The organism is Roseicella aerolata (assembly GCF_020523605.1).
In the GTDB taxonomy this organism is placed as follows: domain Bacteria; phylum Pseudomonadota; class Alphaproteobacteria; order Acetobacterales; family Acetobacteraceae; genus Paracraurococcus; species Paracraurococcus aerolatus.
Genome location: NZ_JAJAQI010000043.1, coordinates 1 through 21465 on the forward strand (window position 1 = coordinate 1; position 21465 = coordinate 21465).

Genomic DNA, 21465 nt, shown 5'->3' on the forward strand with positions numbered 1-21465 from the left:
TAGAAATAGGTACCGCCCCGCGACATTGCCGGGCGGATCGAACATCGAGGGGAGACGGACACCGGGCTCGGCGCTCGATCACGAGCTATGGAGAGCAGGCCGAACCAAACGAGGCTGACCGCCCCAAGATGGGGTGCCTGCCTTCGCAGCACAACCCCGAAGGATGCATTCGTCTGCAGCGGCGGCGATGCCGCTCGCGGTGGGGGCGTGCTGCGCGTGTCCCCCATCACGCGGCAGCGAAGGGTCCGGCGCGTGCCGGCAGCGCCGCTCATCGCGGTGCCGAGGATGTCCGCGTCACGGCCGGGGCCCGTCGCAGGGGCGCGTTCCTGCCCGCCTGCGGCCACGCATCCGGGCCGATGCGATCAGGCCACCAGCGCCTCCAGCGCGGGCATCCCGACCGGCGGGCTCGCCTGCCAGGGCAGGACGAAGAGGCGGCGGGCGAGGCCGCCGCGCAGCCGCTCGAACTGCTGCCGCTCCCCCGCCAGCCGCTGCCGCAGCAGCGGGTCCCGCGTGCCGGCGGCGAGCAGGCTGCGGTTCACCACCCAGGCCCAGGGTTCGATGCGCGCGCGCCGCAGATCCTCCTGCAAGGCCGCCGCCTCCGAGACCGGGGTCGTCTCCGGCAGCGTCACCAGCACCACATGGGTGGCAGCCGGGTCCTGCAGTCGCATCAGCGGCGTGACGATGCGTCCTGCGGCGGCGGCCTGTGGGTCGAGGTGGCGCGTCATCTGCCGGTGATAGGCGCCGGTCGCGTCCATCAGCAGCAGGGTATGGCCGGTCGGTGCGGTGTCCAGCACGACGAAGGCGCTGCGGGACTCCGCCACGATGCGGGAGAAGGCATGGAAGACCGCCACCTCCTCGGTGCAGGGGGAGCGGAGGTCCTCCCGCAGCAGGGCGCGCCCCTGCGCATCCAGGTCGCGGCCGCGCGTCGCCATGATGCGCTCGACATAGCGCGCCGTCTCCGCCTTCGGGTCGATGCGGTCCACGGTGAGGCCCGGCAGGGCGCCGCCGGCCAGCGTCAGGTCGAGATGCGCGGCGGGGTCGGTGGTGCTGAGATGGACCGCCAGGCCGCGCCGCGCCAGGCCCACCGCGCAGGCCGCGGCGACGGTGGTCTTCCCGACCCCGCCCTTGCCCATCACCATGAGCAGCCCGCTGCCCTTCCCGGCAAGCTCCGCCACCATGCGGTCGAGCCCCGGCAGTTCGGGTGTCGGCGGCGCGTCCGCCAGGGCCGGGGCGGCGGGCGGCGCCTCGCCCGGTCGCAGCAGGGCGCGCAGGGCCGGCAGCCCGACCATGTCGAAGCCCCTGAGCGGCACCTCCTCGCGCGGCAGGTCCCGCAGCGCCGCCGGCAGGGCGGCCAGGGCCTCCCGCCCCAGCGCCTCGACCGAGGCCGCCAGCGCGTCGCCCGGCTGGCTGGCATGGAAGACGCCATTCACCACCAGGTGCTGGTTGCCGAGGCCGAGCGCTGCGAGTTCCGCCGCCGTGCGCGCCGCCTCGATCAGCGCCGAGCGCTCCGGCCTGGTGACCAGCACGATCCGCGTGCGCGCCGCGTCGCCGAGCGCCCGCAGCGCCGCCTGGAATCGCGCCTCCTGCATCTTCAGGCCGGAATGCGGGCCGAGGCAGGAGGCGCCGCGGTCATTGCCCTCGAGGAAGCCGGTCCAGGCCTTGGGCAGGCTGAGCAGCCGCAGCGTGTGGCCGGTGGGCGCGGTGTCGAAGATGACATGGTCGAAGCCCTCGGCCCCGCCGGCCAGCAGCCCGGCGAATTCGTCGAAGGCGGCGATCTCGGTGGTGCAGGCGCCGGAGAGCTGCTCCCGAACCGTGGCGCGCTCCTCCGCGCCGGCCTGCGGCCCGAACTGGTCGAGGACCCGGCGCCGATAGGCTTCGGCCGCGGCCTCGGGGTCGATGTTCAGTGCCGAGAGGCCCGGCACGCCCGGGATCGGCCGCGGCGCATCCGTCAGCGGCTGGCCCAGCATCTCGTCCAGGTTCGATGCGGGGTCGGTGCTGACCAGCAGGACGCGCCGGCCGGCCTCCGCCAGCGTGATGGCCGTGGCGCAGGCGAGGGAGGTCTTCCCCACGCCCCCCTTGCCCGTGAAGAAGAGCTGGCGCGGCGGATCGCGCAGCCAGGCGGGGAGTGGGCTGGACATGGGCGGCCTCCTCGACGGATGTCGGCAGGGGGGGCGGGCGAGCCGCCCCTCCCGCGGGAATGTTCAGCCGGCGATGGTGCCTGTCGCCGGAGGATGGTGCGGCAGGCGGGCCTGTCGCCGGTCCTCCGCCTCGGCACCAGCCGGCAGGTGGTGCCGCATCGGGCCGGTTCCCCCGATGGCGGTTTCGCGCGGCGCCGCACCGGGGGGCGGGACCAGGTGCGGGAGGGCCTGTGGGCCCTCCCGGGCCCCGGTTCAGCCCGTGGCGGCGTTCCCCATCGGCCCCTGCTGCGTGCCGCCCTTGATCGGGATGCGATTTTCCTTCGCCTGGGCCTGTGGCGGCTTCGGCAGGGTCACGTGCAGCACGCCCTTGTCGAAGCTGGCCGAAACGCTGCCCGGCTCCGGCGCGAAGGGCAGGCGCAGGCTGCGCTGGAAGCTGCCATAGCTGCGCTCCTGCACATGCACGCCCTTCTCCTCGGTCTTCTTCTCCTCCTTCTTCTCGCCGCGCAGCGTCAGCACCTCGCCATCCAGCGAGAGGTCGATGTCCTCCTCGGCGACACCCGGCAACTCGACGGTCAGCTCCAGCCCCTGCGGCGTCTCCTTCACGTCGAGACTCGGGGCGAAGCCGGCGCCAAAGGGCGAGCGCAGGCCACCGGCGCCGCGGAACACGTCATCCACGGCGCGGGTCAGTTCGCGTTGAAGCTGGGAGAAGGGATCGTCGCCGCGGGTGAGGTCATTGCGGGATGCAAGGAAGCGGGAAAGCATTTATTCCTCCGTCTTGTTGCTTCTGGCAGGCCGCTCGGGGCCTGGGCGCAGGCTGGCGCGGTCCCGCCGCCCCCGCCTTGCGTGGAATCAAGGATGCCGACGCGCCGGGTGAACCGCCCGCCATGCGGCGACAAGCATCTGTGATAGGCTCGGCCGGTTCCCGCCGGCGCCACCCGGCCGAAGTCTCACAGGCCGCCAGAGGAGCCCGCGCCGCGTGTCCGTGATTGCCGCCCCCGCGTCCCGTCCCCTCGACCCCCGGAAGTTCGGCGACCCGCTGGTGACGGCGAAGGGCGAGGCACGGGCAGCCGTCGCGCTCTCGGCCTTGCGCACGCTCTGGGTCAATACCGGCACGCTCTGCAACATCACCTGCCGCAACTGCTACATCGAGAGCAGCCCGCGCAACGACGCGCTCGCCTATCTCTCGGCGGCGGAGCTGCGAGACTATCTCGAGGAAATCGCGCGGGACGCCCTGCCGGTGGAGGAGGTGGGCTTCACCGGCGGCGAGCCCTTCCTCAACCGCGACCTGCCGGCAATGCTGCGGGAGGTGCTCTCGCGGGGCTTCCGCGCCCTGGTGCTGACCAATGCCATGAAGCCGATGCGCAACCACGCCGCGTCCCTGCTGGCGCTGCGCGCGGAGTTCGGCGAGCGTCTGACGCTGCGCGTCAGCCTCGACCACCATTCCGCCCGGCTGCACGACCTGGAGCGGCAGGAGGGCAGCTTCGCGAGCGCGCTGGAAGGGCTGGCATGGCTCGCGCGCGAAGGCTTCCGCGTGCATGTCGCGGGACGCGCGGCCTTCGGGGAGGAGGGGGAGGCGGCGATGCGTGCCGGCTTCGCCCGGCTCTTCGCCGGGCACGGCATCCCGATCGATGCCCAAGATCCCGTGGCGCTGATGCTCTTCCCGGAGATGGATGCGATGGCCGATGTGCCGGAGATTACCACCGCCTGCTGGGGCATCCTGAAGAAGAGCCCGGACAGCCTGATGTGCGCCTCCGCCCGGATGGTGGTGAAGCGGCGCGGCGCGGCGCGACCCGCGGTGCTGGCCTGCACCCTGCTGCCCTACGATCCGCAATTCGAACTGGGCGCGACGCTGGCCGAGGCGGCCCGGCCCGTCGCGCTGAACCATCCGCATTGCGCCAAATTCTGCGTCCTCGGCGGGGCGGCCTGCTCGCGCTGAGCGCCGGGTCCGGAGGGGTCGCCACCGCGGCGGTTGCCGCTCGGGCTGCGGTTGACGCCGGGCCGGGTTTTCCGGCGCAATCCGGGTCCTGACCGAACCGGAGTCATGCCATGCGCCGTCGCCTCGCCCTTGCTGCCCTGCCGCTGCTGGCGCTCGGCGCCTGCCAGGCCCCGGCACCCGGCCCCGCCCGGGTCACGGCGGTCTTCTTCAACCAGGACAGCGCGGCGCTGGACGAGAACGGCGCCGCCCTCGTCGCCGAGGTCGCCGCCCAGGCGAAGGAGCGGCCGGGCACCCCGGTTCGGGTCCGCGGCTTCGCCGCGCCTGACAGCGGCACGCCGGCCTTCAACCGCAGCTTGGCCGAAGCCCGCGCCCGGCATGTCGCCGACCACCTGGCCGAGGGCGGCGTGGACCGCCGCCGGATCCGCATCGAGTCGCGTGGCGCGGTGCCCTATGAGAGCTTCCCGACCGAATCCCGCCGCGTGGAGATCGTCATCGGGCCGTAATGCCCCACCGCGGGCCATGGCAATCCGCCGCGGCGTGCTATAGGCGCGGGCATGCTCGACCAGCCGAGGCAGGAGACCACGGGCGAGGCGCCCGAGGAGATCCTGCACCGCGTCTTCGGCCATCCCGATTTCCGCGGCCGCCAGGAGGAGATCGTCCGCCATGTCATGGCGGGCGGGTCCGGCCTCGTCCTCATGCCGACGGGCGGCGGCAAGTCGCTCTGCTTCCAGGTGCCGGCGCTCTGCCGCCCCGGCCTCGGCATCGTCGTCTCGCCGCTGATCGCCCTTATGGAGGACCAGGTCGCGGCCCTGCGCCAGCAGGGCATCGCGGCGGCGGCGCTGCATTCCGACCTGCCGGAGGAGCAGGCGCGGGAGGTGCGGCGCGACCTGGGGCGGGGCGCCGTGAAGCTGCTCTACGTCTCGCCCGAGCGCCTGACGCTCGACGGAACGCTCGATTTCCTCTCCCGCCGCGACCTCGCGCTTTTCGCCATCGACGAGGCGCATTGCGTCAGCCAGTGGGGCCATCATTTCCGGCCGGAATACCGCGGCCTCGGCCTGCTGGCCGAGCGCTTCCCGAGCGTGCCGCGGCTGGCCCTGACGGCGACGGCCGACCCGCGCACGGTCGAGGACATCCGCGCGCAGCTCCGCCTCTCGGACAGCCCGGTCTTCCGCGGCGGCTTCGACCGGCCGAACATTTTCATCAGCGCCGCGCCGCGGGAGAGCGAGCGAGGGCAGCTCAGGGCCTTCATCAAGGCGGCCTCGGACGGCACGGGGGCCGGCATCGTCTATTGCGGCAGCCGCGCCAGGACCGAGCAGACGGCGGAATGGCTGCGCGCCGACGGCCATGACGCGCTCTGCTTCCATGCCGGGATGGAGCCGGAGGCGAAGCGGGAGGCGCATCGGCGCTTCGCCCGCGGCGACGCCGTCGTCATGGCGGCGACCATCGCCTTCGGCATGGGCATCGACCGGCCGGACGTCCGGTGGGTCGCGCATCTCGACCTGCCGCGCAGCCCGGAGAGCTGGTACCAGGAGATCGGGCGCGCGGGGCGGGACGGGCTGCCGGCCCGGGCCCTGCTGCTCTACGGCGCCGGCGACATCGCGCTCGCCCGCCACCGCATCCAGGAGAGCCCGGCGCCGGACGAGCAGAAGCGGATCGAGCGCGCGCGGCTGGAGGCGATGGTCTCGATCGCCGAGGCCGCGACCTGCCGGCGCCGCATTCTGCTGCGCTGCTTCGGCGAAGACGGGCCGGAGAATTGCGGCGCCTGCGATGTCTGCCGCAACCCGCCCCGGCTCTTCGACGGCACGGTCCCGGCGCAGAAGCTGCTGAGCGCGGTGCTGCGCACCGGCCGGCGTTTCGGCGTCGGGCATCTGGTGGATGTCCTGCGCGGGCGGATGACCGACAAGGTCGCGCAATTCGCGCATGACCGGCTGCCGACCTTCGGCGTCGGCAAGGATTTCTCCGACCAGGCCTGGCGCGGTGTGGCCCGGCAACTTGTCGCCATGGGCGCGCTTGATGTGGCGATCGAAAGCCATGGCGAGTTGGTGCCGACCGACGCCGCGCGGCCGATCCTGAAGGGCGAGCAGAAGGTCATGCTGCGGGCGGAGACGGTGACGGCCGCGGCGCCGCGCGACCGCGCCGGCCGCGGCACGCCGCCGGCCATGGCGGGCGACCCGCTCTTCGATGCGCTGCGCGGCTGGCGGAAGCGGGAGGCGGAGGCGCAGGGCCTGCCGGCCTACATGATCTTCTCGAACGAGACGCTGGCCTCCATCGCCACCATGCGGCCGCAGGATGCCGAGGACCTGGCGATGATCCCGGGCGTCGGCCGCAGCAAGCTGGAGCGCTACGCCGAGGACGTGCTGCGGGTGGTGCGGGAGGCGGGATAGAGCGGATCGCGGAGGGGCGTGACCGCCCCACAGCGTGAATCCGCTCTACAAACAGCGGTCTACAGCGGATCGCGGAGAGGCGTGACCGCCCCGCAGCGCGACTCCGCTCGAAAGACAAAAAGCACCAGCGGATGGGCGTTCAGATATGAACGCGATCCGCTGGAGGTCCCCGGCCGCTCAGCGCCTGCGCTTCAGCATGGTGAGCGCCACCGCGGTCAGCGCCGCGGCGCCGAGGGAGGGGGCTGCGCTCTTCCGCTCCCCCTCCCGCCGCTGGCGGCGGCTGCGCGAGGGGATCAGCGGCTCGGCCTCGAGCGCCTTCCGCGCCTCCTCGCTGCCCTTCATTCCGGCCCAGACCTTGGTGAACTCCGCGCCGAGCAGGAAGACCTGCGCGGAGTAGTAGACCCAGAGCAGCACCACCATCAGCGACCCCGCCGCGCCATAGGCGGAGGCGATGGTGCTGCTGCCGATATACCAGCCGATCAGTGACTTCCCGACCGTGAAGAGGAAGGCGGTCACCACCGCCCCGACCGCGACATCCCGCCAGGCCAGCGGCCGGTTCGGCAGGATCTTGTAGATGGCGGCGAAGAGCGCGGAGATGGTGGCGAAGGAGATCAGGAAGTTCAGCCCGGCGAGGATGAGCCGCATCTCCGGCAGCAGCCCGCCGAACCAGGTGGCGAAAGCCGAGAGCGCGGCGCTGGCCAGCAGCGAGACCAGCAGCAGGAAGCCCGTCGCGGCGACGAGCCCGAGGCTGGCGATGCGGGCCTTCACCAGCCGCGTCACCGTGTCCCCCGGCGGCGTCGGGGCGCGCCAGATCAGGTTCAGCGCCGATTGCAGCTCGACGAAGACGCCGCTCGCGGTGAAGAGCAGGGTGACCACACCGATCAGCGTGGCGATGGTGCCGGAGGTCCTGTTGCTCGCGCCGCGCACCATGGCCTGCACCGCCTCGGCGCTCCGCTCCCCCACCAGGTCACGGAGCTGGGCGGCGATCGCGCCCTGCACGGCGTCCTCGCCGAAGAAGAGGCCGGCAATGGCGGTCGCGATGACCAGCAGCGGGGCGATGGAGAAGATCGTGTAGTAGGCGATGGCCGCGCCGCGGCTCATCGCGTCATCCTCGATGAAATCCTCCACGCTTTCGCGGATCAGCGACCAGAACCTGCCGAACATGCACCACCCCTCCGCCGGCCGGACGTCCCGGCGGCTCGCGGCGGCAGAACGGGGGAGATGCGGAGGAGGTTTCCCGCGGGCGGGAACCGGTCTGTCGCCGGTGCGGTTCCGGGGCGGTGGGCCCGATGGGACGGAAGGCGGATGGTGGGCCGCGTAGGATTCGAACCTACGGCCGTCCGATTAAGAGTCGGATGCTCTACCAACTGAGCTAGCGGCCCGGCACGCAGGGCGGATCCTGCATGGGGGCGGCGCAATAGCGCCCCCGCCCCGCGGAGGAAAGGGGGGCTGGCGCGAAAACCGTGCCGGATGTTCCGGCGCGGTTCCGCGCAACCGTTCGGCGAAAGCCCGGCGGGCCGCCCGGCTACAGCGGGCTGCGTTCGTACCGAACGCCGATCCGCTGGTGCTTCCGGCCTTTCGAGCAGCTTCACGCGCCCGGTCGTTCACGGCCTGCCGCGATCTGCTCTACGCCGTCCCTGCCACCAGCCGCCCCTCCCGCACCCGGAGCGCCCGCCGGTGGTACTGCGCGACCGCCGGGCGGTGGGCGATGGAGACCAGCGTCGTCCCCGGCAGGCGCTCCTGCAGCAGGCGGTAGAACCGCGCCTCCGCCTCCGGGTCGAGGCTCGCCGTCGCCTCGTCCAGGAACAGCCAGTCGGGCTTCAGCAGCAGCGCGCGGGCCAGGGCCACCCGCTGCTGCTCGCCGCCCGAGAGGCGGCGGTCCCAGGCATCCTCCTGCTCCAGCCGCGGCGCGAGATGCCCGAGCCCCGCTGCCTCCAGCGCCTCCCGCACCTCAGCCTCGGGGAAGGCCGCCGCATCGCGCGGGTAGCAGACCGCCCGGCGCAGCGTGCCGAGCGGCAGGTAGGGCCGCTGCGGCAGGAACAGCACGGAGGCGCCGGCCGGCACCCGCACCCGCCCGGCGCCGAAGGGCCAGATGCCGGCGATCGCCCGGAACAGGGTGGACTTGCCGGAGCCGGAGGGGCCGGCGACCAGCACCGCCTCGCCCGGTGCGATCCGGGCCTCGGCACCTTCCAGCAGCACGCGGCCATCCGGCAGGGCCAGCGTCACGCCGTCCAGCGCCAGGTCCGGCCGCGCCTCGGCCTCCGCATGGACCCCGGCGCCCGGCGCCCTGGCGCCGCGCGCCGCCTCGATCGCGTCGAGGAAGCCGGTGATCCGTTTCACCGTCGCCCGCCACTCCGTCAGGCTGCGGTAGTTGTCCACGAACCAGGACAGCGCTCCCTGCACCTCGCCGAAGGCATTCGCCGTCTGGGTCAGGCCGCCGAGCGGGATGCGGCCGGTGAAATAGGCCGGCGCGGCGACCACGAAGGGGAAGACGATCGCCACCTGGCTGTAGCCGGCGGTGAAGAAGGTCAGCCGCTTGGTGATGACCATGATCCGCCACCAATTCTCCATCAGCGCCTGGAAGCGCGCGAGCATCCCGCGCTTCTCGTCCTCCTCCCCGCCATAGAGCGCGATGCCCTCGGCATTGTCGCGGAACCGCACCAGGGCGTAGCGGAAATCCGCCTCCACCCGCTGCTGGTGGAAGTTCAGCGGGATCAGCGCCCGCCCGACCAGATGCGCCAGGGCGGTGCCCACCACGGCATAGGCCAGCGCCACCCAGACCATGTAGCCCGGGATCTCGATGCCGAGGATGGTGGCCGGGCCGGAGAGGCCCCAGAGCACCAGGATGAAGCTCGCCAGGGTGACGACCGAGCGCATCAGGCCGAGGCCGAGCGCGAGCGAGTCGTCCACGAACAGGCGCAGGTCCTCGGCCACGCGCTGGTCCGGGTTGTCGGTGCCCGGATCGGTGAGGGCGATGCGGTAATAGGCGCGGTCGGCCAGCCAGCGGTCGAGCACCCGCCGCGTCATCCAGGCGCGCCAGCGGATCTGCAGCGCCTGCCGGAGATAGAGCTGGTAGACCGCGATCAGGATGTAGAGCGCCGCGACGAAGACGAAGCCGGGCATCGGCCCGCTCTCGGTCTGCCGCCACCAGAAGAGCAGCGCCCAGAAGGCCTCGGCGTCCTTCTGCTCCAGCGCGTTGAAGAACTCCCGGTTCCAGTAGCTCAGCAGCACCGTCATGCCGACGAGCGAAAGGTTCAGCGCGACGACCACGCCGAGCAGCAGGCGGGCGCGCCAGCGCTCCTCGCTGCGCCAATAGGGCCCGGCGATCCGCCAGGCGTCATGCAGGAAGGAGCCGATGCGCCGCATGCGCGATCTCCGGGATCAGGCGTGGGAGGGGGGCAGGCCGGCGGCCCGGGGCGCTGGGGCCCGGCCGGGGCTCCACCCGGGTGGCAGGGCGCGGCTGGTCGCCGGCGAAGGGGAGGGCATGGGGCGCGGTCGGGCCGGGAGGCGCCGCGGCCTTCAGCGCCGCCGCAGCGCGGCCTCGAGCGCGGCGAGCCAGGCCTCGACCCGCCTGCGGTTCACGCCGAGATCCGACCAGCCGAAGAGGCTGCGGGAATAGAGGAAGAGGCCGGCGCCGGCCGGGCCCGGCACCAGCTCCGCCGTCACGATGTCCGGGTAGTTCATCAGCGGCGTGCGGGCGACCCATTGCGCCTGCCGCCGCTCCGGCCATTCGCCGTAGCGGAAGACGCGCGGCAAGCCATCGCCCAGCGCCCGCAGCGCCGGCCAGGCGGTGGCGGCATCCACCGGCAGGGGCGGCACGGTGATATGGGCCTGGGCATGCCCGCCAGGTGGCGCGGCGAGGCAGGTATTGGGCGAGGGCGGCAGCCGCAGCGCGGCGAAGTCGAGCGGCGTGGCCGGCGGCAGCCCGCCGATGCCCCTGCCGAACAGGGCGCCGATCGGCCCGCTCATGCCGGCGCCCCGCCTTCCGGCCCGGCCGGCCCCGGCTGGCGCAGGCGGGTGACGCCGCGCACCTCCACGGGCGGCACGGGCTTGCCCTTGCGCAGGATCTCGACGCGGCCCTGGCGCGCGAGGGCCATGGCGGCCTGCCGGACGCGGCCCATCAGCGGCCGCCAGGGGCCGTCATCGCCGTCGGCGAGCGCCCTGGCCACCTCGCTCGGGCAGATCGACCTGTCCGGGCCGCGCGCGGCGGTCTGGCGCAGGATTTCGGATGCGATCGCATCCTCCTCGGGAATCGGCATGGTGCGGGAGGATAGGCCGGGCCGGTCAGGGCACCAGCCATGTTTCGTGCAGCCCCTCCGGCCCCCAGGCGAAGACCGCGCGGCGATGGCCGGAACGGCGGAGATGGAGCCATTCCATGCGGTCGAAGGCGAGGTGGATGACGCCGAAATGGGCGCGGCCGCCGGTGTCCCCGGGCGGCGCGGGCGGCGGTGCCGGCACCGGCATCCCCGGCCCGGGCTCCACCGCGTAGCAGGACCGGCTGCCCGCCCGGCTCGCCGCCCAGGCGGCATCGGCGGTGTCGTCCTCGGCATGCAGCCTCGCCCGGCCCGAGAGGCGGAGCTGGATCTGCGCCCCGGCATCATAGACCTGCAGCGCCGCCCGCGGCTCGGCGGCCAGCGCCGCCCATTTGGCGCTGCGCCGGTCGGTGTGCAGGCGAAGCGTCCGGCTGGCGGCGTCGAAGCCCCGCAGCACGAGGGTGCGAAGCTGCGGGGCGCCGTCCGGGCCGATGGTGGCGAGCGTCGGGGTGTGGAAGGCGCTGCGCCGGTCGGCGACGCCGCGCGCAAGCAGGCGGAAGGCCTCCGCCCGCACCGCCGCCAGCGTCTCCGACGCGGTCACGGCAGCAGCGCGGCGGCGAGCGCCGTGCCGCTCTCGAAGGCCGCCTCAGCCCGCCCGGCCAGGCACCAGTCGCCGCCGAGGCCAAGGCCGAGCGCCGGGTCGGCCAGGCAGGCCTCGCCGAGCGGCGCCTCCACCAGCGAATGACGCCAGCGATGCGCCGCGGCATGGGCGGGGGCAGGGAGGTCGGCCCCGGCCAGGGCGCCGAGCGCGGCGAGCAGGGCCGGCGCCACTGCCTCCGCCGGATCCTCCAGATGGGCCCGGGACCAGTCCGGGCCGGCCTGCACCACCCAGCATTCGGCGCCAGCCGGGCGGCCCGGCTTGGAACTGTCCCGCGCCGCCCAGCCGATGGCGCCGCCCGGCGCCGGCCGCAGCGAATCGGGCAGGGGCAGGCGGGTGGCGAAGGCGGCCATGACGGTCCAGCAGGGCGCCATCCGCACCGCCGCCAGCCGGGCCGGCCATTCGGGCGCGTGCGGGGCGATTAGCGGGGCGGCCTGGACCGGCGGCAGGGCGATGGCGATGGCCTGGAAGGGACCCTCGGCCTCTGGCTCCGTGGCGGGCCGGGGGCGGCCCGGGCGCAGCAGCGCGGCATCCAGGTGCCGGACCACCCAGGCGCCTGGCCGGCCCTCGATCGCCGTGACATGGCGCGCCGCGGCCAGGTCGAGCCCGCGGGCCATGGCCCGCGGCAGGGCGGACATGCCGGGGGTGCCGACGAAGCGGCCGGGCTCGCCCCAGGGGCTGGCGCCGCAGGCCGCCAGCAGGGCGGCGAAGCCTTCCGTCCGCGCGGTCAGGTACTGGGCGCCATGGTCGAACTGCAGCGCCTGGCCGGCGGCCTCGGCCCGCCGCGTGGCCAGCCTTCCGCCGGCGGCGCGGCCCTTGTCGAACAGGCGGATGGCGGCGCCGCGCGCGGCCAGGGCGCGAGCGCAGGCGAGGCCGGCTAGGCCGGCGCCGATGACGGCGATTCGGGGGGAGGACATGCAGCCGTTACGGTGGGGCTTCCGGCTGCCGGCGCAAGGCCCGGCAGGGCGTCCGGGACCAGCGCATCCACCGGCACCGGCCCGCCGAACAGGTATCCCTGCGCCTCGTCGAAGCCGAGCCCGGCCAGGAGGTCGCGCTGCTCCGGCCGCTCCACCCCCTCCGCCACCAGCCGGAGGCCGAGGGCATGGCCGAGATCGCGCACCGCCCGCAGCACGGCCAGATCCGCCGCCTGCCCGGGCAGGTAGGCGATCAGGCTGTGATCCAGCTTCAGAGTGGTGAAGGGCAGCCGCCGCAGCCGACCGATCGAGGCATAGCCGCTGCCGAAATCATCGAGGGCGATGGCGATGCCCCTGTCCCGCAGCCGCGCCAGCATGGCGGCGACCTCCGGCCCCTCCTGCAGCGCGAGGGTCTCGGTCAGCTCCAGCTCCAGCCGCTCGGCCGGCAGGCCGCTCTCGGCCAGGGCCGCCTCCACCTGGCCAGGCAGCGCGCGGGAGAGGATCTGCCGGGCGGAGACATTGACCGAGACCCGGCCGAGCCAGGGCCGCGCGGCGGCGGCGGTCGCGACCTGCCGCAGCACCCAGCCGCCGAGCGCGACGATCAGGTCCGACCCCTCGGCGACGGGAATGAAGGCGGCGGGCGGCACCGATCCCCGCCGCGCATGGTGCCAGCGCAGCAGCGCCTCGGCGCCGGTGGTTTCGCCATCGCGCAGGCGGACCCGCGGCTGGTAGTGCAATGTCAGCTCACCCCGCACCAGGGCCGTCCGCAGGTCGGCGGCGAGTCGCCGCCGCAGCCCGCGGTCGAGCTGGCCGGCGGCGATTGCCATGGGGTGTCGGATGGGGTTGAGCGGCATCCTGCCTGTCCTTCTCGCATCGGCAGTAGCCACGCATGGCGTGAAGCGACCCCTAATGCCCGGCGCGACGGTGTCCACCTGGGCGAGGATATACAAACACGACCTCCGACCATCGGGTATAATTGCGATCAATGCGAAATAAATGGACCGGTGCGGCAGGGCCGGGGGTCGACTCGCCGCGCGAGGCCGCGCCGCGTCGCAGCACGCGCGGCGCCTCCGCCCGGATGCGCTTCCGAAATCGGGCCGCCGGCCTCGATCCGGCGGCATGAATGTCCCCCCATGCCGGCGCGCGATCGGGCGCCGCCGCAGATGCGGCCCACAGCGGATCGACCTTCCGTCCTGCATGCCGATCCGCTGTCGTTCATGGATGGCAGGGCAGATTCGCCTTCCCGGGGCCTTCACGCCCGCCGGCGATCCGCTCTGGCCGGGCTTTGCGGAGCAGGCCGCCCGGCGGTCGAGGGGGCCGCTGGCGGGTCACCCCCGATGGCTGTCCGCGTCAGGCGAAGCGTTCGACCAGCGCGCCCGGCAGCGGGCGCGCCGCGATCTCGCGGATGATCTTGCGCCGTACCGCCGTTTCGAAGGCGGCGAAGCCCTCCGCCACCACCAGGAAGGCGCCCGGGCCGCCGATCACCTCATCCCGGTAGTATTCGTCGAGCGGCGGCAGGCCGGAGGTCTGGGCGAAGGGGCTGGGCTGCCGGTCCAGCACGGCGAGGCCGTTCAGCACGATTCCCTGGGAGAGCGCCGCCTCCCGTGCCTCGGCCACCGGCCGACCGGAATTGTTCACGCCGTCGCCGGAGATGTCGACGACCCTGCGGGTGCCCTCGAAGCCCTGGCCGAATTGCTTCGCGGCGAAATCCATGGCGCCGGATATGGAGGTATAGAGCCAGGTGCGCCGCGGCGCGGCGGCGATGGCATCGGCGAAGCCGTGGGCGGTTCTCGGGCTGTCCAGCCTGGTCCAGGGGACGACCACGTTCTGGATGTGCCAGTCCGACCAGGTGAACATCATGCAGGCGATGGAGCCCACTGGCCCGCCCATGATGCCTTCGATCAGCGTCCGGTCGCGGAAGGCCTTCTCATAGCCGCTGAACTGCAGTTCCTGCTCCTCCGGGTCCACCGAGCGGCTGACATCGACGGCCAGGACCAGCTCGACATCGACCGGCGTGTTGGCGCTGGCCTTGGTGGCGCGGAGCAGGGCGGGCGTGGCCAGGGCGGCGCCCAGCAGCGTACGACGGAGCATATGACCCCCTAGAGCCGGCGACCGGGCCCGCGCGATGCGGGGCGGCACGGTCCGGCATGGACCTGACAGGCGGGCCGGTGGCTGGGTTGCTCCTCGTTGCCGTCAGACTAGCGGCCGGCATGCTGCGCTGCAAGAAATTGATGCGGTGCACAAATCGGCCTTCCGCCCCGGTCCGTCGCGTCGCACCCCGAACTCAGCTGGCCGGTCGTCCGGGTTCGACACCCGGGCGGAAGGTGATCCGCGCGTGCAGGCCCTGGGGCGCGAAATCCAGCGCCACCGTGCTGCCCGGCCCGAGATCCTGCGCCAGCGCCCGGCGCAGCAGCCGCGTGCCGAAGCCCTGCCGGTCCGGCGCGCCCGGCAAGGCCGGGCCGCCTCTCTCGGTCCATTCGACCGCCAGCGTCCCCCCGAGGTCCTCCGTGCAGCGCAATGTCACCTCACCGCGCGGAGCTGACAGGGCGCCATGCTTCACCGCATTCATGGCCAGCTCGTTCAGCGCGAGCACCAGCGTCTGGGCCTGCAGCGGCCCGATCCGCGCGGCGGCAGCCGGCGCCTCGATCCGGATCCGCGCCTCCGCCCCATCCGGCGACAGCCAGGGCGCCAGCCCGCCGTGCAGCACCGCGCCGACCGGCGCGGCTTCCCAGGAGCCGGCGGTGATCAGGTCATGCGCCGCGGCGAGCGCCCGCAGCCTGCCGGTCAGTGCGCTGGCGAAGCCGGCGACATCGCCACTGCGGCCTTTCAGGGTCTGCAGGGCAACCGATTGCACGGTGGCGAGCACGTTCTTCACGCGGTGGTTCAACTCCGCCACCAAGACCCGCCGCCGCCGCTCGGCCGCCGCCAGCGCCGCCGCGACATCGTCCACCTCCCGCAGCCCGGCCGGCTGCGGGGCCGGTGCGCCGGTGGTGCCGAGCTGGGCGAGCACCCGCAGCGAGGCGCGCACCTGCCGGGCCAGGGCGAAGGCAAGCGCGAGGCCGGCCGCCAGCAGCGCCGCGCCGATCGCCAGCAACTGCGCCAGGGCGGTGCGGAGGGGCTCGCTGAAGGCCGCCTCCGGCGCCGCCAGCGCGACCCAGTAGCCGGAGCGCGGCGCCCGGCCGAGCGCGATGACGGAGGGGACGCCATCCAGCGTCGGGGATTCGATCAACTGCGCCGGCGCGGCGCCTGGGGCGGTGATGGCCCGCAGGACCACCGGTACGGCGGCCAGGCCGACCGTCTCCTCCGGCCGGTGGGTCCGGGCCACGACCCGACCGGCGCGGTCGAGCACCGCCGCGGCCCGGCCTGCCGCCACGCCCTGCTCCGTCAGCACCCGGGCGAGCCGTGGCAGGGGCAGGGTGGCGTTCAGGGCATAGGCGGCGGGCGGCAAACCCTCAGGCCCCGGCACCGGCACCACCACGCCGACCGTCGGCCTGCCGGTCGCGATGCCCGTATAGAGGTCGGAGATCACCGTCCGGTCGGTGGCCAGCGTCTCCCGTGCCGCGGCCGAGCTCAGGGCGCCCGGCCGGCGGGTGCCGGGCGGCCAGGCGGTGTTGATCATCTGCGTGCCGTCCGGCGTGGTCAGGGAAAGGTGCTCGCCATCGAATTGCGCCTCGGACAGGGCACGCATCTGTGCCTCGAAGGCGGTGAAGTCGCCGTCGCGGAGCGTGGGGGCGGTGCCGAGCAGGCGCAGCAGCGCCTCCGCCCGGTCGAATTCCCGGTCGATGGAGAAAGCCATGACACGGGCCTGGGTGGTCAGTTGCTCCCCGATATGGGTGCGCTCGCCGTCATAGGCCTGCCAGACCGCCAGGGCGGCCAGGGTGAGCAGGGGCAGGGCGACGGCCGCGACCAGCAGCAGCAGGCGGCCGCGCAGGGTCGGGGTCGATCTTGGGAATACCGTTGTCGGGAATCTCAATGCCGTTGACCGCCACCGCCATGCCAAGCTTGCCCTGGCATGAAGGCGTGGGCGGGGCATTTGGAACCGCCATGCCGGGCGGCTTCACTAAAAGTTGTATGTTCGGCGTCGCCACAACCAATGCGAGTGTCAGAAGCCTGCGCCGGGCAGGGCCAGGTAGGCGGCCTCCTGCGGGGTGTTCGCCCGCCCGAGCGCGGCGTTGCGGTGCGGAAAACGGCCGAAGCGGCGGATGACGGCGCGGTGCCGCCAGGCATAGTCGATGCTGCCGCCCGGGGCGGCATGGATGGGGTCGTCCCGCAGCCCCTCGAAGAGCGCGACCGAGAGGTCCTGGTCGGCCGGGTCCTCCGAATGCTCGAAGGGCAGGTAGAGGAAGCAGCGCGCGGTCGCGGGCAGGCGGAGGTCGTGGCGGTCGCGCAGCACCGCCTGCCGGGCGACGGTCCGGGCATGGGCGTCGGAGGCGAAGGCCTCCGGCGTGCCGCGATGCAGGTTGCGCGGGAACTGGTCGAGCACGAGGCAGAGGGCAAGCGCGCCCTCCGGCGTCGCGCCCCAGGCATCGAAAGTGCCCTCCCGCGCCGGGGCCAGCAGGGTGCCGAAGCGGCTGCGGATCCCGGCATCGAAGGCCGGGTCCACCACGAACCACCGCGGCTGCCAGGCGGCGAGGTCTGCGCCGAACCAGAAGTCCAGGATGTCCGCGGGTGCCGTCATGCCAGCGCCCTCTCCAGCACGCGCACGCTGTGCAGCGCCTCCCGCCCCGAAAGATCGGCGATCTGGTGGCGGCAGGAAGTGCCGTCGGCGACGATCAGGTGGTCCGCCGGGGCGGCGCGCACCGCCGGCAGCAGGGAGAGTTCGGCCATGGCCTTGGAGACCTCCAGGTTCTCCGCCTCATAGCCGAAACTGCCGGCCATGCCGCAGCAGGAGGAGGTGATCGGCGTCACCTTCAGCCCGGGCACCAGGGAGAGCATGGCGACCGCGGCCGGGAAGGCGCCGAAGCTCTTCTGGTGGCAATGGCCGTGGATATGCGCGGCCGGGGCGACCGGTTTCAGGCTGAGCTTCGGCCTCTCGCGCGCCAGGAACTCGGACAGCAGCAGGGCGCGGTCGGCCAGCGCGCGGGACGCCTCGCCCGGCAGCAGGGCAGGGAACTCGTCGCGCAGCGTGAGCAGGGAGGAAGGCTCGATGCCGATGACGGGGGAGGGGAAGGCCGAGAGCGCCTCCAGCGTGCGGCGGGCCTCGGCGCGCGCCTCCTCGACCAAGCCGGCGGCGAGCAGGGTGCGGCCCTCGTCCAGCGGCCGGGCGCCCTTCGGCGGCCGGGCGACGGCGACGCGGTAGCCCGCGGCCTGCAGCACGCGGGCGGCGGCGCGGAGATTCGCCGGCTCGAAATAGCGGTTGAAGACGTCCGGGAAGAGGATGACCTCGCCTTTCCGTCCGTCTGGCGCCGGCAGCTCCGCGTCATGGAAGGCGTCGTGTCGGAAGCGCGGCAGGCTGCGCCCGGCGGCGAAGCCGAAGAGGCGCTCCGAGAGGCCGGCAAGGCCGGGGATGCGGTCCCGCGCATTGGCGAGGAAGGGCGCCATGCTGGCGAAGGGCGCCCAGCGCGGCAGCGTCGCGATCAGCCGGTCCTTGGCATTGATCCCATGCTTCCGGGCCCGGGCCGCCATGGCCTCGATCTTCATCTTCGCCATGTCCACGCCCGTGGGGCATTCGCGCCGGCAGCCCTTGCAGGAAACGCAGAGCCTGAGCGCCGCATGCACCTCCTCCGAGGCCAGCGCATCCGGGCCAAGCTGGCCCGTCAACGCGAGGCGGAGCGTGTTGGCGCGGCCGCGGGTCAGGTGCTGCTCGTCCCGCGTGGCGCGGTAGCTTGGGCACATCGTGCCGGCGTCGAATTTCCGGCAGGTCCCGTTGTTGTTGCACATCTCGACCGCGCCGAGGAACCCGCCCTGGGGCCCTGGCCAGGCGGACCAGTCGAGCACCGGCGTCACCGACGGGTCGGCGGCATAGTCCGGGTGGTACCGGAACAGGGTGCGGTCATCCATCTTCGGCGCGCGCACGACGCGGCCGGGATTGAGCAGGCCGGCAGGATCGAAGGCGTCCTTCACCTGCTCGAAGGCGCGGGCGATGCGCGGGCCGAACATCGGCTCGTTGAACTCGGAACGGACGATGCCGTCGCCATGCTCGCCGGAATGGCTGCCCTTGTACTCGCGGACCAGCGCGAAGCATTCCTCGGCGATCTCGCGCATCTTCCGCACATCGCCCGGGTCCTTCATGTTCAGGACGGGGCGGACATGCAGGCAGCCGACGCTGGCATGGGCATACCAGGTGCCCCTGGTGCCGTGCTTCTCGAAGACGCCGTTCAGCCGCTCGGTGTAGTCGGCGAGATCGGGCAGGGCGACGGCGCAGTCCTCGATGAAGGAGACCGGCTTCCCGTCCCCCTTCATGCTCATCATGATGTTGAGCCCAGCCTCGCGCACTTCGGCGACCGCCGCCTGGAAGCCGGCATCGATGCAGCGCACGACGCTGCCGGGATAGCCGAGATCGGCCATCATCTCCTCGAGCCGGTCGAGCGCGGCGGCGAGCGGCGCGTCCTCCTGCCCGTGGAACTCGACGATGAGCAGCGAGTCGGGCTCGCCGACGACCATGCGGTCGATGGTCGCGCGGTAGATCGGGATGGATCGGCCGAGATCGATCATCGTCCGGTCCACCAGCTCCACCGCCTCCGGGTCCAGCGTCACCAGGTGCTGGGACGCCGCCATGGCGGCGCGGAAGGTGGGGAACTGGCAGATGCCGAGCGCCTTGCGCGGCTTGATCGGCCAGAGCCTGAGGTCGAGCGCGGCGGAGAAGGCCAGCGTCCCCTCGCTGCCCACCAGCAGCCGCGCCAGGCTGCCCCGCCCGGCGGCGCGCGCCGCGGGGGTCAGGGCATCGAGGTTGTAGCCGCCGACGCGGCGGAGCTGGTCGGGGAAGCGGGCGGCGATCTCCTCGGCCTCCCGCGCGCCGAGGGCACGCAGGCGCTGGATCAGCTCGGCGATGCCGGAGGGGATATCGGCGCCCAGATTGTCGGGGAGGTCGGCGAAGCGGAAGCGGCTGCCATCGGCCAGCAGCGCGTCGATGCCGAGGACATTGTCCGCCATCAGCCCGTAGCGGATGGACTTGCTGCCGCAGGAGTTGTTGCCGGCCATGCCGCCGATGGTGCAGCGGGCCCAGGTGGAGGGATCGACCGGGAAGAACAGCCCGTGCTTCTTCAGCGCCTCGTTCAGCGCGCCGAGGGCGATGCCGGGCTGGACCGTCGCGGTGCGCGCCTCGGGCTCCACCGCGACCACATTGCGCAGGTATTTCGTGCAGTCGATGACCAGCGCGCGGTTGACAGTCTGGCCGCACTGGCTGGTGCCGCCGCCGCGGGGCAGGACGGGCACGCCCGCCTCCCGGCAGATGGCCATCGCCGCCTCGACATCCGCGATGCTGCGGGGGACCAGCACGCCCACCGGCTCCACCTGGTAGATGCTGGCATCCGTCGCGTAGCGGCCGCGGTCGCCGGGGGTCCAGAGCACCTCGCCCTGCGTCTCCCGCCGCAGGCGCTCGGCCAGGCGGCTGTCGCCGATGCGGTCCTTGGGGATGGTGAAGGCGTTCATTCCGGAATCCGGGCTGGTAGTGGGGGTGTTGCCCCTCATGTAGTGCCGCGCGCGCCCTCTGTCCGATCTATAATGCTCATCAATCCTAGAAGGCCTTCTCATTGGCGCTTCCGGATGGATCGGCGCCATAACCGCCCCGACATCGCCGCCGGCGAGGCCCCAGGCCCCCAACCGGCCCCGACAGGACCCCGAGGAAGGCCGACCGATCGGCGGGGCGCCAGGCATCTGGCGCCGTGACGCGGCCGGCCAGACAGACAAGGAACCGCAGCCATGGCCTATTACCAGTCGAAGCCCGTCGCCGGCCGGCACTTCCTGCAGATCCCGGGCCCGACCAACGTGCCCGACCGCGTGCTGCGCGCCATGGACAACCCGACCATGGACCATCGCGGGCCGGATTTCGGCCGGTTCGGCAAGCAGTTGCTGGAGAAGGTGCGGGCGGTCTTCAAGACCGAGGGGCCGGTGGTGATCTACCCCGCCTCCGGCACCGGCGCCTGGGAAGCCGCGCTGACCAACACCCTCTCGCCCGGCGACCGCGTGCTGATGTGCGAGACCGGCTGGTTCGCGCATCTCTGGCAGGAGATGGCGGACCGCCTCGGCCTCAAGGCGCAGTTCCTCCCGACCGACTGGCGCCGCGGCGCCGATGTCCCGGCGATCGAGGCGGCGCTGCGCGAGGACAAGGCGCACGAGATCAAGGCTGTCTGCGTCGTCCACAACGAGACGAGCACCGGCTGCACCTCCCGCATCGATGAGGTGCGCCGCGCGATCGACGCCGCCGGCCATCTGGCGCTGCTGCTGGTGGACACCATCAGCTCGCTCGGCTCCATCGACTACCGGCATGACGAGTGGGGCGTGGATGTCACGGTGGCCGGCAGCCAGAAGGGGCTGATGCTGCCGCCGGGCCTGTCCTTCAACGCCGTCAGCCAGAAGGCGCTGAAGGCGGCGGAGACGGCGAAGCTGCCGCGCAGCTTCTGGGACTGGCGGCCGATGCTGGCGGCGAACGCCACCGGCTACTTCCCCTACACACCCGCGACCAACCTGCTCTACGGGCTGGATGCGGCAGTGGACATGCTGCTGGAGGAGGGGCTGGACGAGGTCTTCGCCCGCCACGACCGCTTCGCCGAGGCGACCCGCCGCGCCGTGCGCGCCTGGGGCCTCGAGATCCAGTGCGAGGAGCCGCGGCACTACTCCTCCTCCCTGACGGCGGTGCGGCTGCCGGAAGGGCACAGCGCCAATGCGCTGCGCGGCGTGATCCTGGAGAAGTTCAACATGTCGCTCGGCAACGGCCTCGGCCGGCTGAACGACCGGGTGTTCCGCATCGGCCATCTCGGCGATTTCGGTCCGCTTGCCCTGATCGGCACGCTGGGCGGGGTGGAGATGGGCCTGGCCGCCTCCGGCGTGCCGCACAAGGCGGGGGGCGTGCAGGCGGCGATGGCCTATCTGAACGGCAATGCCTGAGGGCGCGGCCGCGCCGGCCCGCCGGCGCGGCCCGCGGCGGGGGCAGCGCATGACGGCGCGGCGGGTGCGGCGCGAAGTCCCACCCGCTGCGGATTGGGGATTGCCGGGCAGGGTCACGCCCGTCCGCGATCCGCGCC

Annotated in this window: 17 protein-coding genes and 1 tRNA gene; 4 read left to right on the forward strand and 14 right to left on the reverse strand. The window is 73.1% G+C overall.

The genetic code is table 11. From position 1 onward, the window contains the following. Nucleotides 1–362: 362 nt before the first annotated feature. Nucleotides 363–2138: an arsenical pump-driving ATPase gene (gene arsA / locus LHA35_RS22130; RefSeq protein ID WP_226612119.1), complete on the reverse strand. Its 1776-nt coding sequence runs from the start codon at nt 2136–2138 to the stop codon at nt 363–365. Nucleotides 2139–2390: 252 nt separating this feature from the next. Then, the gene (locus tag LHA35_RS22135) at nt 2391–2900 is read right to left on the reverse strand and encodes an Hsp20/alpha crystallin family protein (protein ID WP_226612121.1); all 510 of its coding nucleotides are present in this window, start codon (nt 2898–2900) and stop codon (nt 2391–2393) included. A gap of 214 nt (nt 2901–3114) precedes the next feature. Here LHA35_RS22135 and LHA35_RS22140 point away from each other — a divergent pair, with 214 nt between their 5' ends. The 3 genes from LHA35_RS22140 to recQ all read left to right on the forward strand — a co-directional run bounded on the left by LHA35_RS22140 (nt 3115) and on the right by recQ (nt 6458). Next, entirely contained in the window at nt 3115–4074 is a 960-nt protein-coding gene (locus LHA35_RS22140; RefSeq protein WP_226612123.1) for a radical SAM protein, read from the forward strand. Nucleotides 4075–4184: 110 nt separating this feature from the next. Next, entirely contained in the window at nt 4185–4577 is a 393-nt protein-coding gene (locus LHA35_RS22145) for an OmpA family protein (RefSeq protein WP_226612124.1), read from the forward strand. Nucleotides 4578–4628: 51 nt separating this feature from the next. Then, a complete protein-coding gene (gene recQ, locus LHA35_RS22150) occupies nt 4629–6458 on the forward strand; it encodes a DNA helicase RecQ (protein ID WP_226612126.1) in 1830 nt (609 codons plus the stop codon). Between the two features lie 177 nt (nt 6459–6635). Here recQ and LHA35_RS22155 read toward each other — a convergent pair whose 3' ends face one another. The 12 genes from LHA35_RS22155 to LHA35_RS22210 all read right to left on the reverse strand — a co-directional run bounded on the left by LHA35_RS22155 (nt 6636) and on the right by LHA35_RS22210 (nt 19873). Continuing rightward, on the reverse strand, nt 6636–7622 hold the full coding sequence (locus LHA35_RS22155) for a YihY/virulence factor BrkB family protein (RefSeq protein ID WP_226612128.1): 987 nt from the start codon (nt 7620–7622) through the stop codon (nt 6636–6638). Between the two features lie 142 nt (nt 7623–7764). After that, nucleotides 7765–7840, reverse strand: a tRNA-Lys gene (locus LHA35_RS22160). Between the two features lie 244 nt (nt 7841–8084). After that, nucleotides 8085–9824, reverse strand: coding sequence for an ABC transporter ATP-binding protein/permease (locus LHA35_RS22165; protein WP_226612129.1), 1740 nt, complete (start codon nt 9822–9824; stop codon nt 8085–8087). Between the two features lie 153 nt (nt 9825–9977). Further along, nucleotides 9978–10427 carry a DUF1499 domain-containing protein gene (locus LHA35_RS22170; protein WP_226612131.1) on the reverse strand — a complete coding sequence of 150 codons (450 nt, stop codon included), beginning with the start codon at nt 10425–10427 and terminating at the stop codon, nt 9978–9980. Beyond that, nucleotides 10424–10717, reverse strand: coding sequence for a DUF3253 domain-containing protein (locus tag LHA35_RS22175; RefSeq protein WP_226612133.1), 294 nt, complete (start codon nt 10715–10717; stop codon nt 10424–10426). The genes LHA35_RS22170 and LHA35_RS22175 overlap by 4 nt, the downstream gene beginning before the upstream one ends. A gap of 25 nt (nt 10718–10742) precedes the next feature. Next, nucleotides 10743–11312 (reverse strand): pyridoxamine 5'-phosphate oxidase family protein, encoded by a 570-nt coding sequence (locus tag LHA35_RS22180; RefSeq protein WP_226612135.1) that lies wholly within the window; start codon nt 11310–11312, stop codon nt 10743–10745. Continuing rightward, nucleotides 11309–12286 (reverse strand): NAD(P)/FAD-dependent oxidoreductase, encoded by a 978-nt coding sequence (locus LHA35_RS22185; RefSeq protein WP_226612137.1) that lies wholly within the window; start codon nt 12284–12286, stop codon nt 11309–11311. Before LHA35_RS22185 ends, LHA35_RS22180 begins: the two co-directional genes overlap by 4 nt. After that, the gene (locus LHA35_RS22190; protein WP_226612138.1) at nt 12247–13137 is read right to left on the reverse strand and encodes an EAL domain-containing protein; all 891 of its coding nucleotides are present in this window, start codon (nt 13135–13137) and stop codon (nt 12247–12249) included. The genes LHA35_RS22185 and LHA35_RS22190 overlap by 40 nt, the downstream gene beginning before the upstream one ends. 496 nt (nt 13138–13633) lie before the next feature. Beyond that, entirely contained in the window at nt 13634–14374 is a 741-nt protein-coding gene (locus LHA35_RS22195) for a DUF1194 domain-containing protein (protein ID WP_226612140.1), read from the reverse strand. A 193-nt stretch (nt 14375–14567) separates the two neighbouring features. Then, the gene (locus LHA35_RS22200) at nt 14568–16256 is read right to left on the reverse strand and encodes a sensor histidine kinase (protein WP_226612142.1); all 1689 of its coding nucleotides are present in this window, start codon (nt 16254–16256) and stop codon (nt 14568–14570) included. A gap of 129 nt (nt 16257–16385) precedes the next feature. After that, nucleotides 16386–16961 (reverse strand): DUF924 family protein, encoded by a 576-nt coding sequence (locus LHA35_RS22205; RefSeq protein ID WP_226612144.1) that lies wholly within the window; start codon nt 16959–16961, stop codon nt 16386–16388. Further along, nucleotides 16958–19873, reverse strand: a complete 2916-nt coding sequence (locus LHA35_RS22210) for an FAD-binding and (Fe-S)-binding domain-containing protein (RefSeq protein ID WP_226612150.1) — start codon at nt 19871–19873, stop codon at nt 16958–16960. The genes LHA35_RS22205 and LHA35_RS22210 overlap by 4 nt, the downstream gene beginning before the upstream one ends. Before the next feature lie 270 nt (nt 19874–20143). On the opposite strand from LHA35_RS22210, the gene LHA35_RS22215 reads away from it, so the two are divergent. Beyond that, the gene (locus LHA35_RS22215; RefSeq protein WP_226612152.1) at nt 20144–21328 is read left to right on the forward strand and encodes a pyridoxal-phosphate-dependent aminotransferase family protein; all 1185 of its coding nucleotides are present in this window, start codon (nt 20144–20146) and stop codon (nt 21326–21328) included. The last annotated feature ends 137 nt before the right edge of the window (nt 21329–21465 follow it).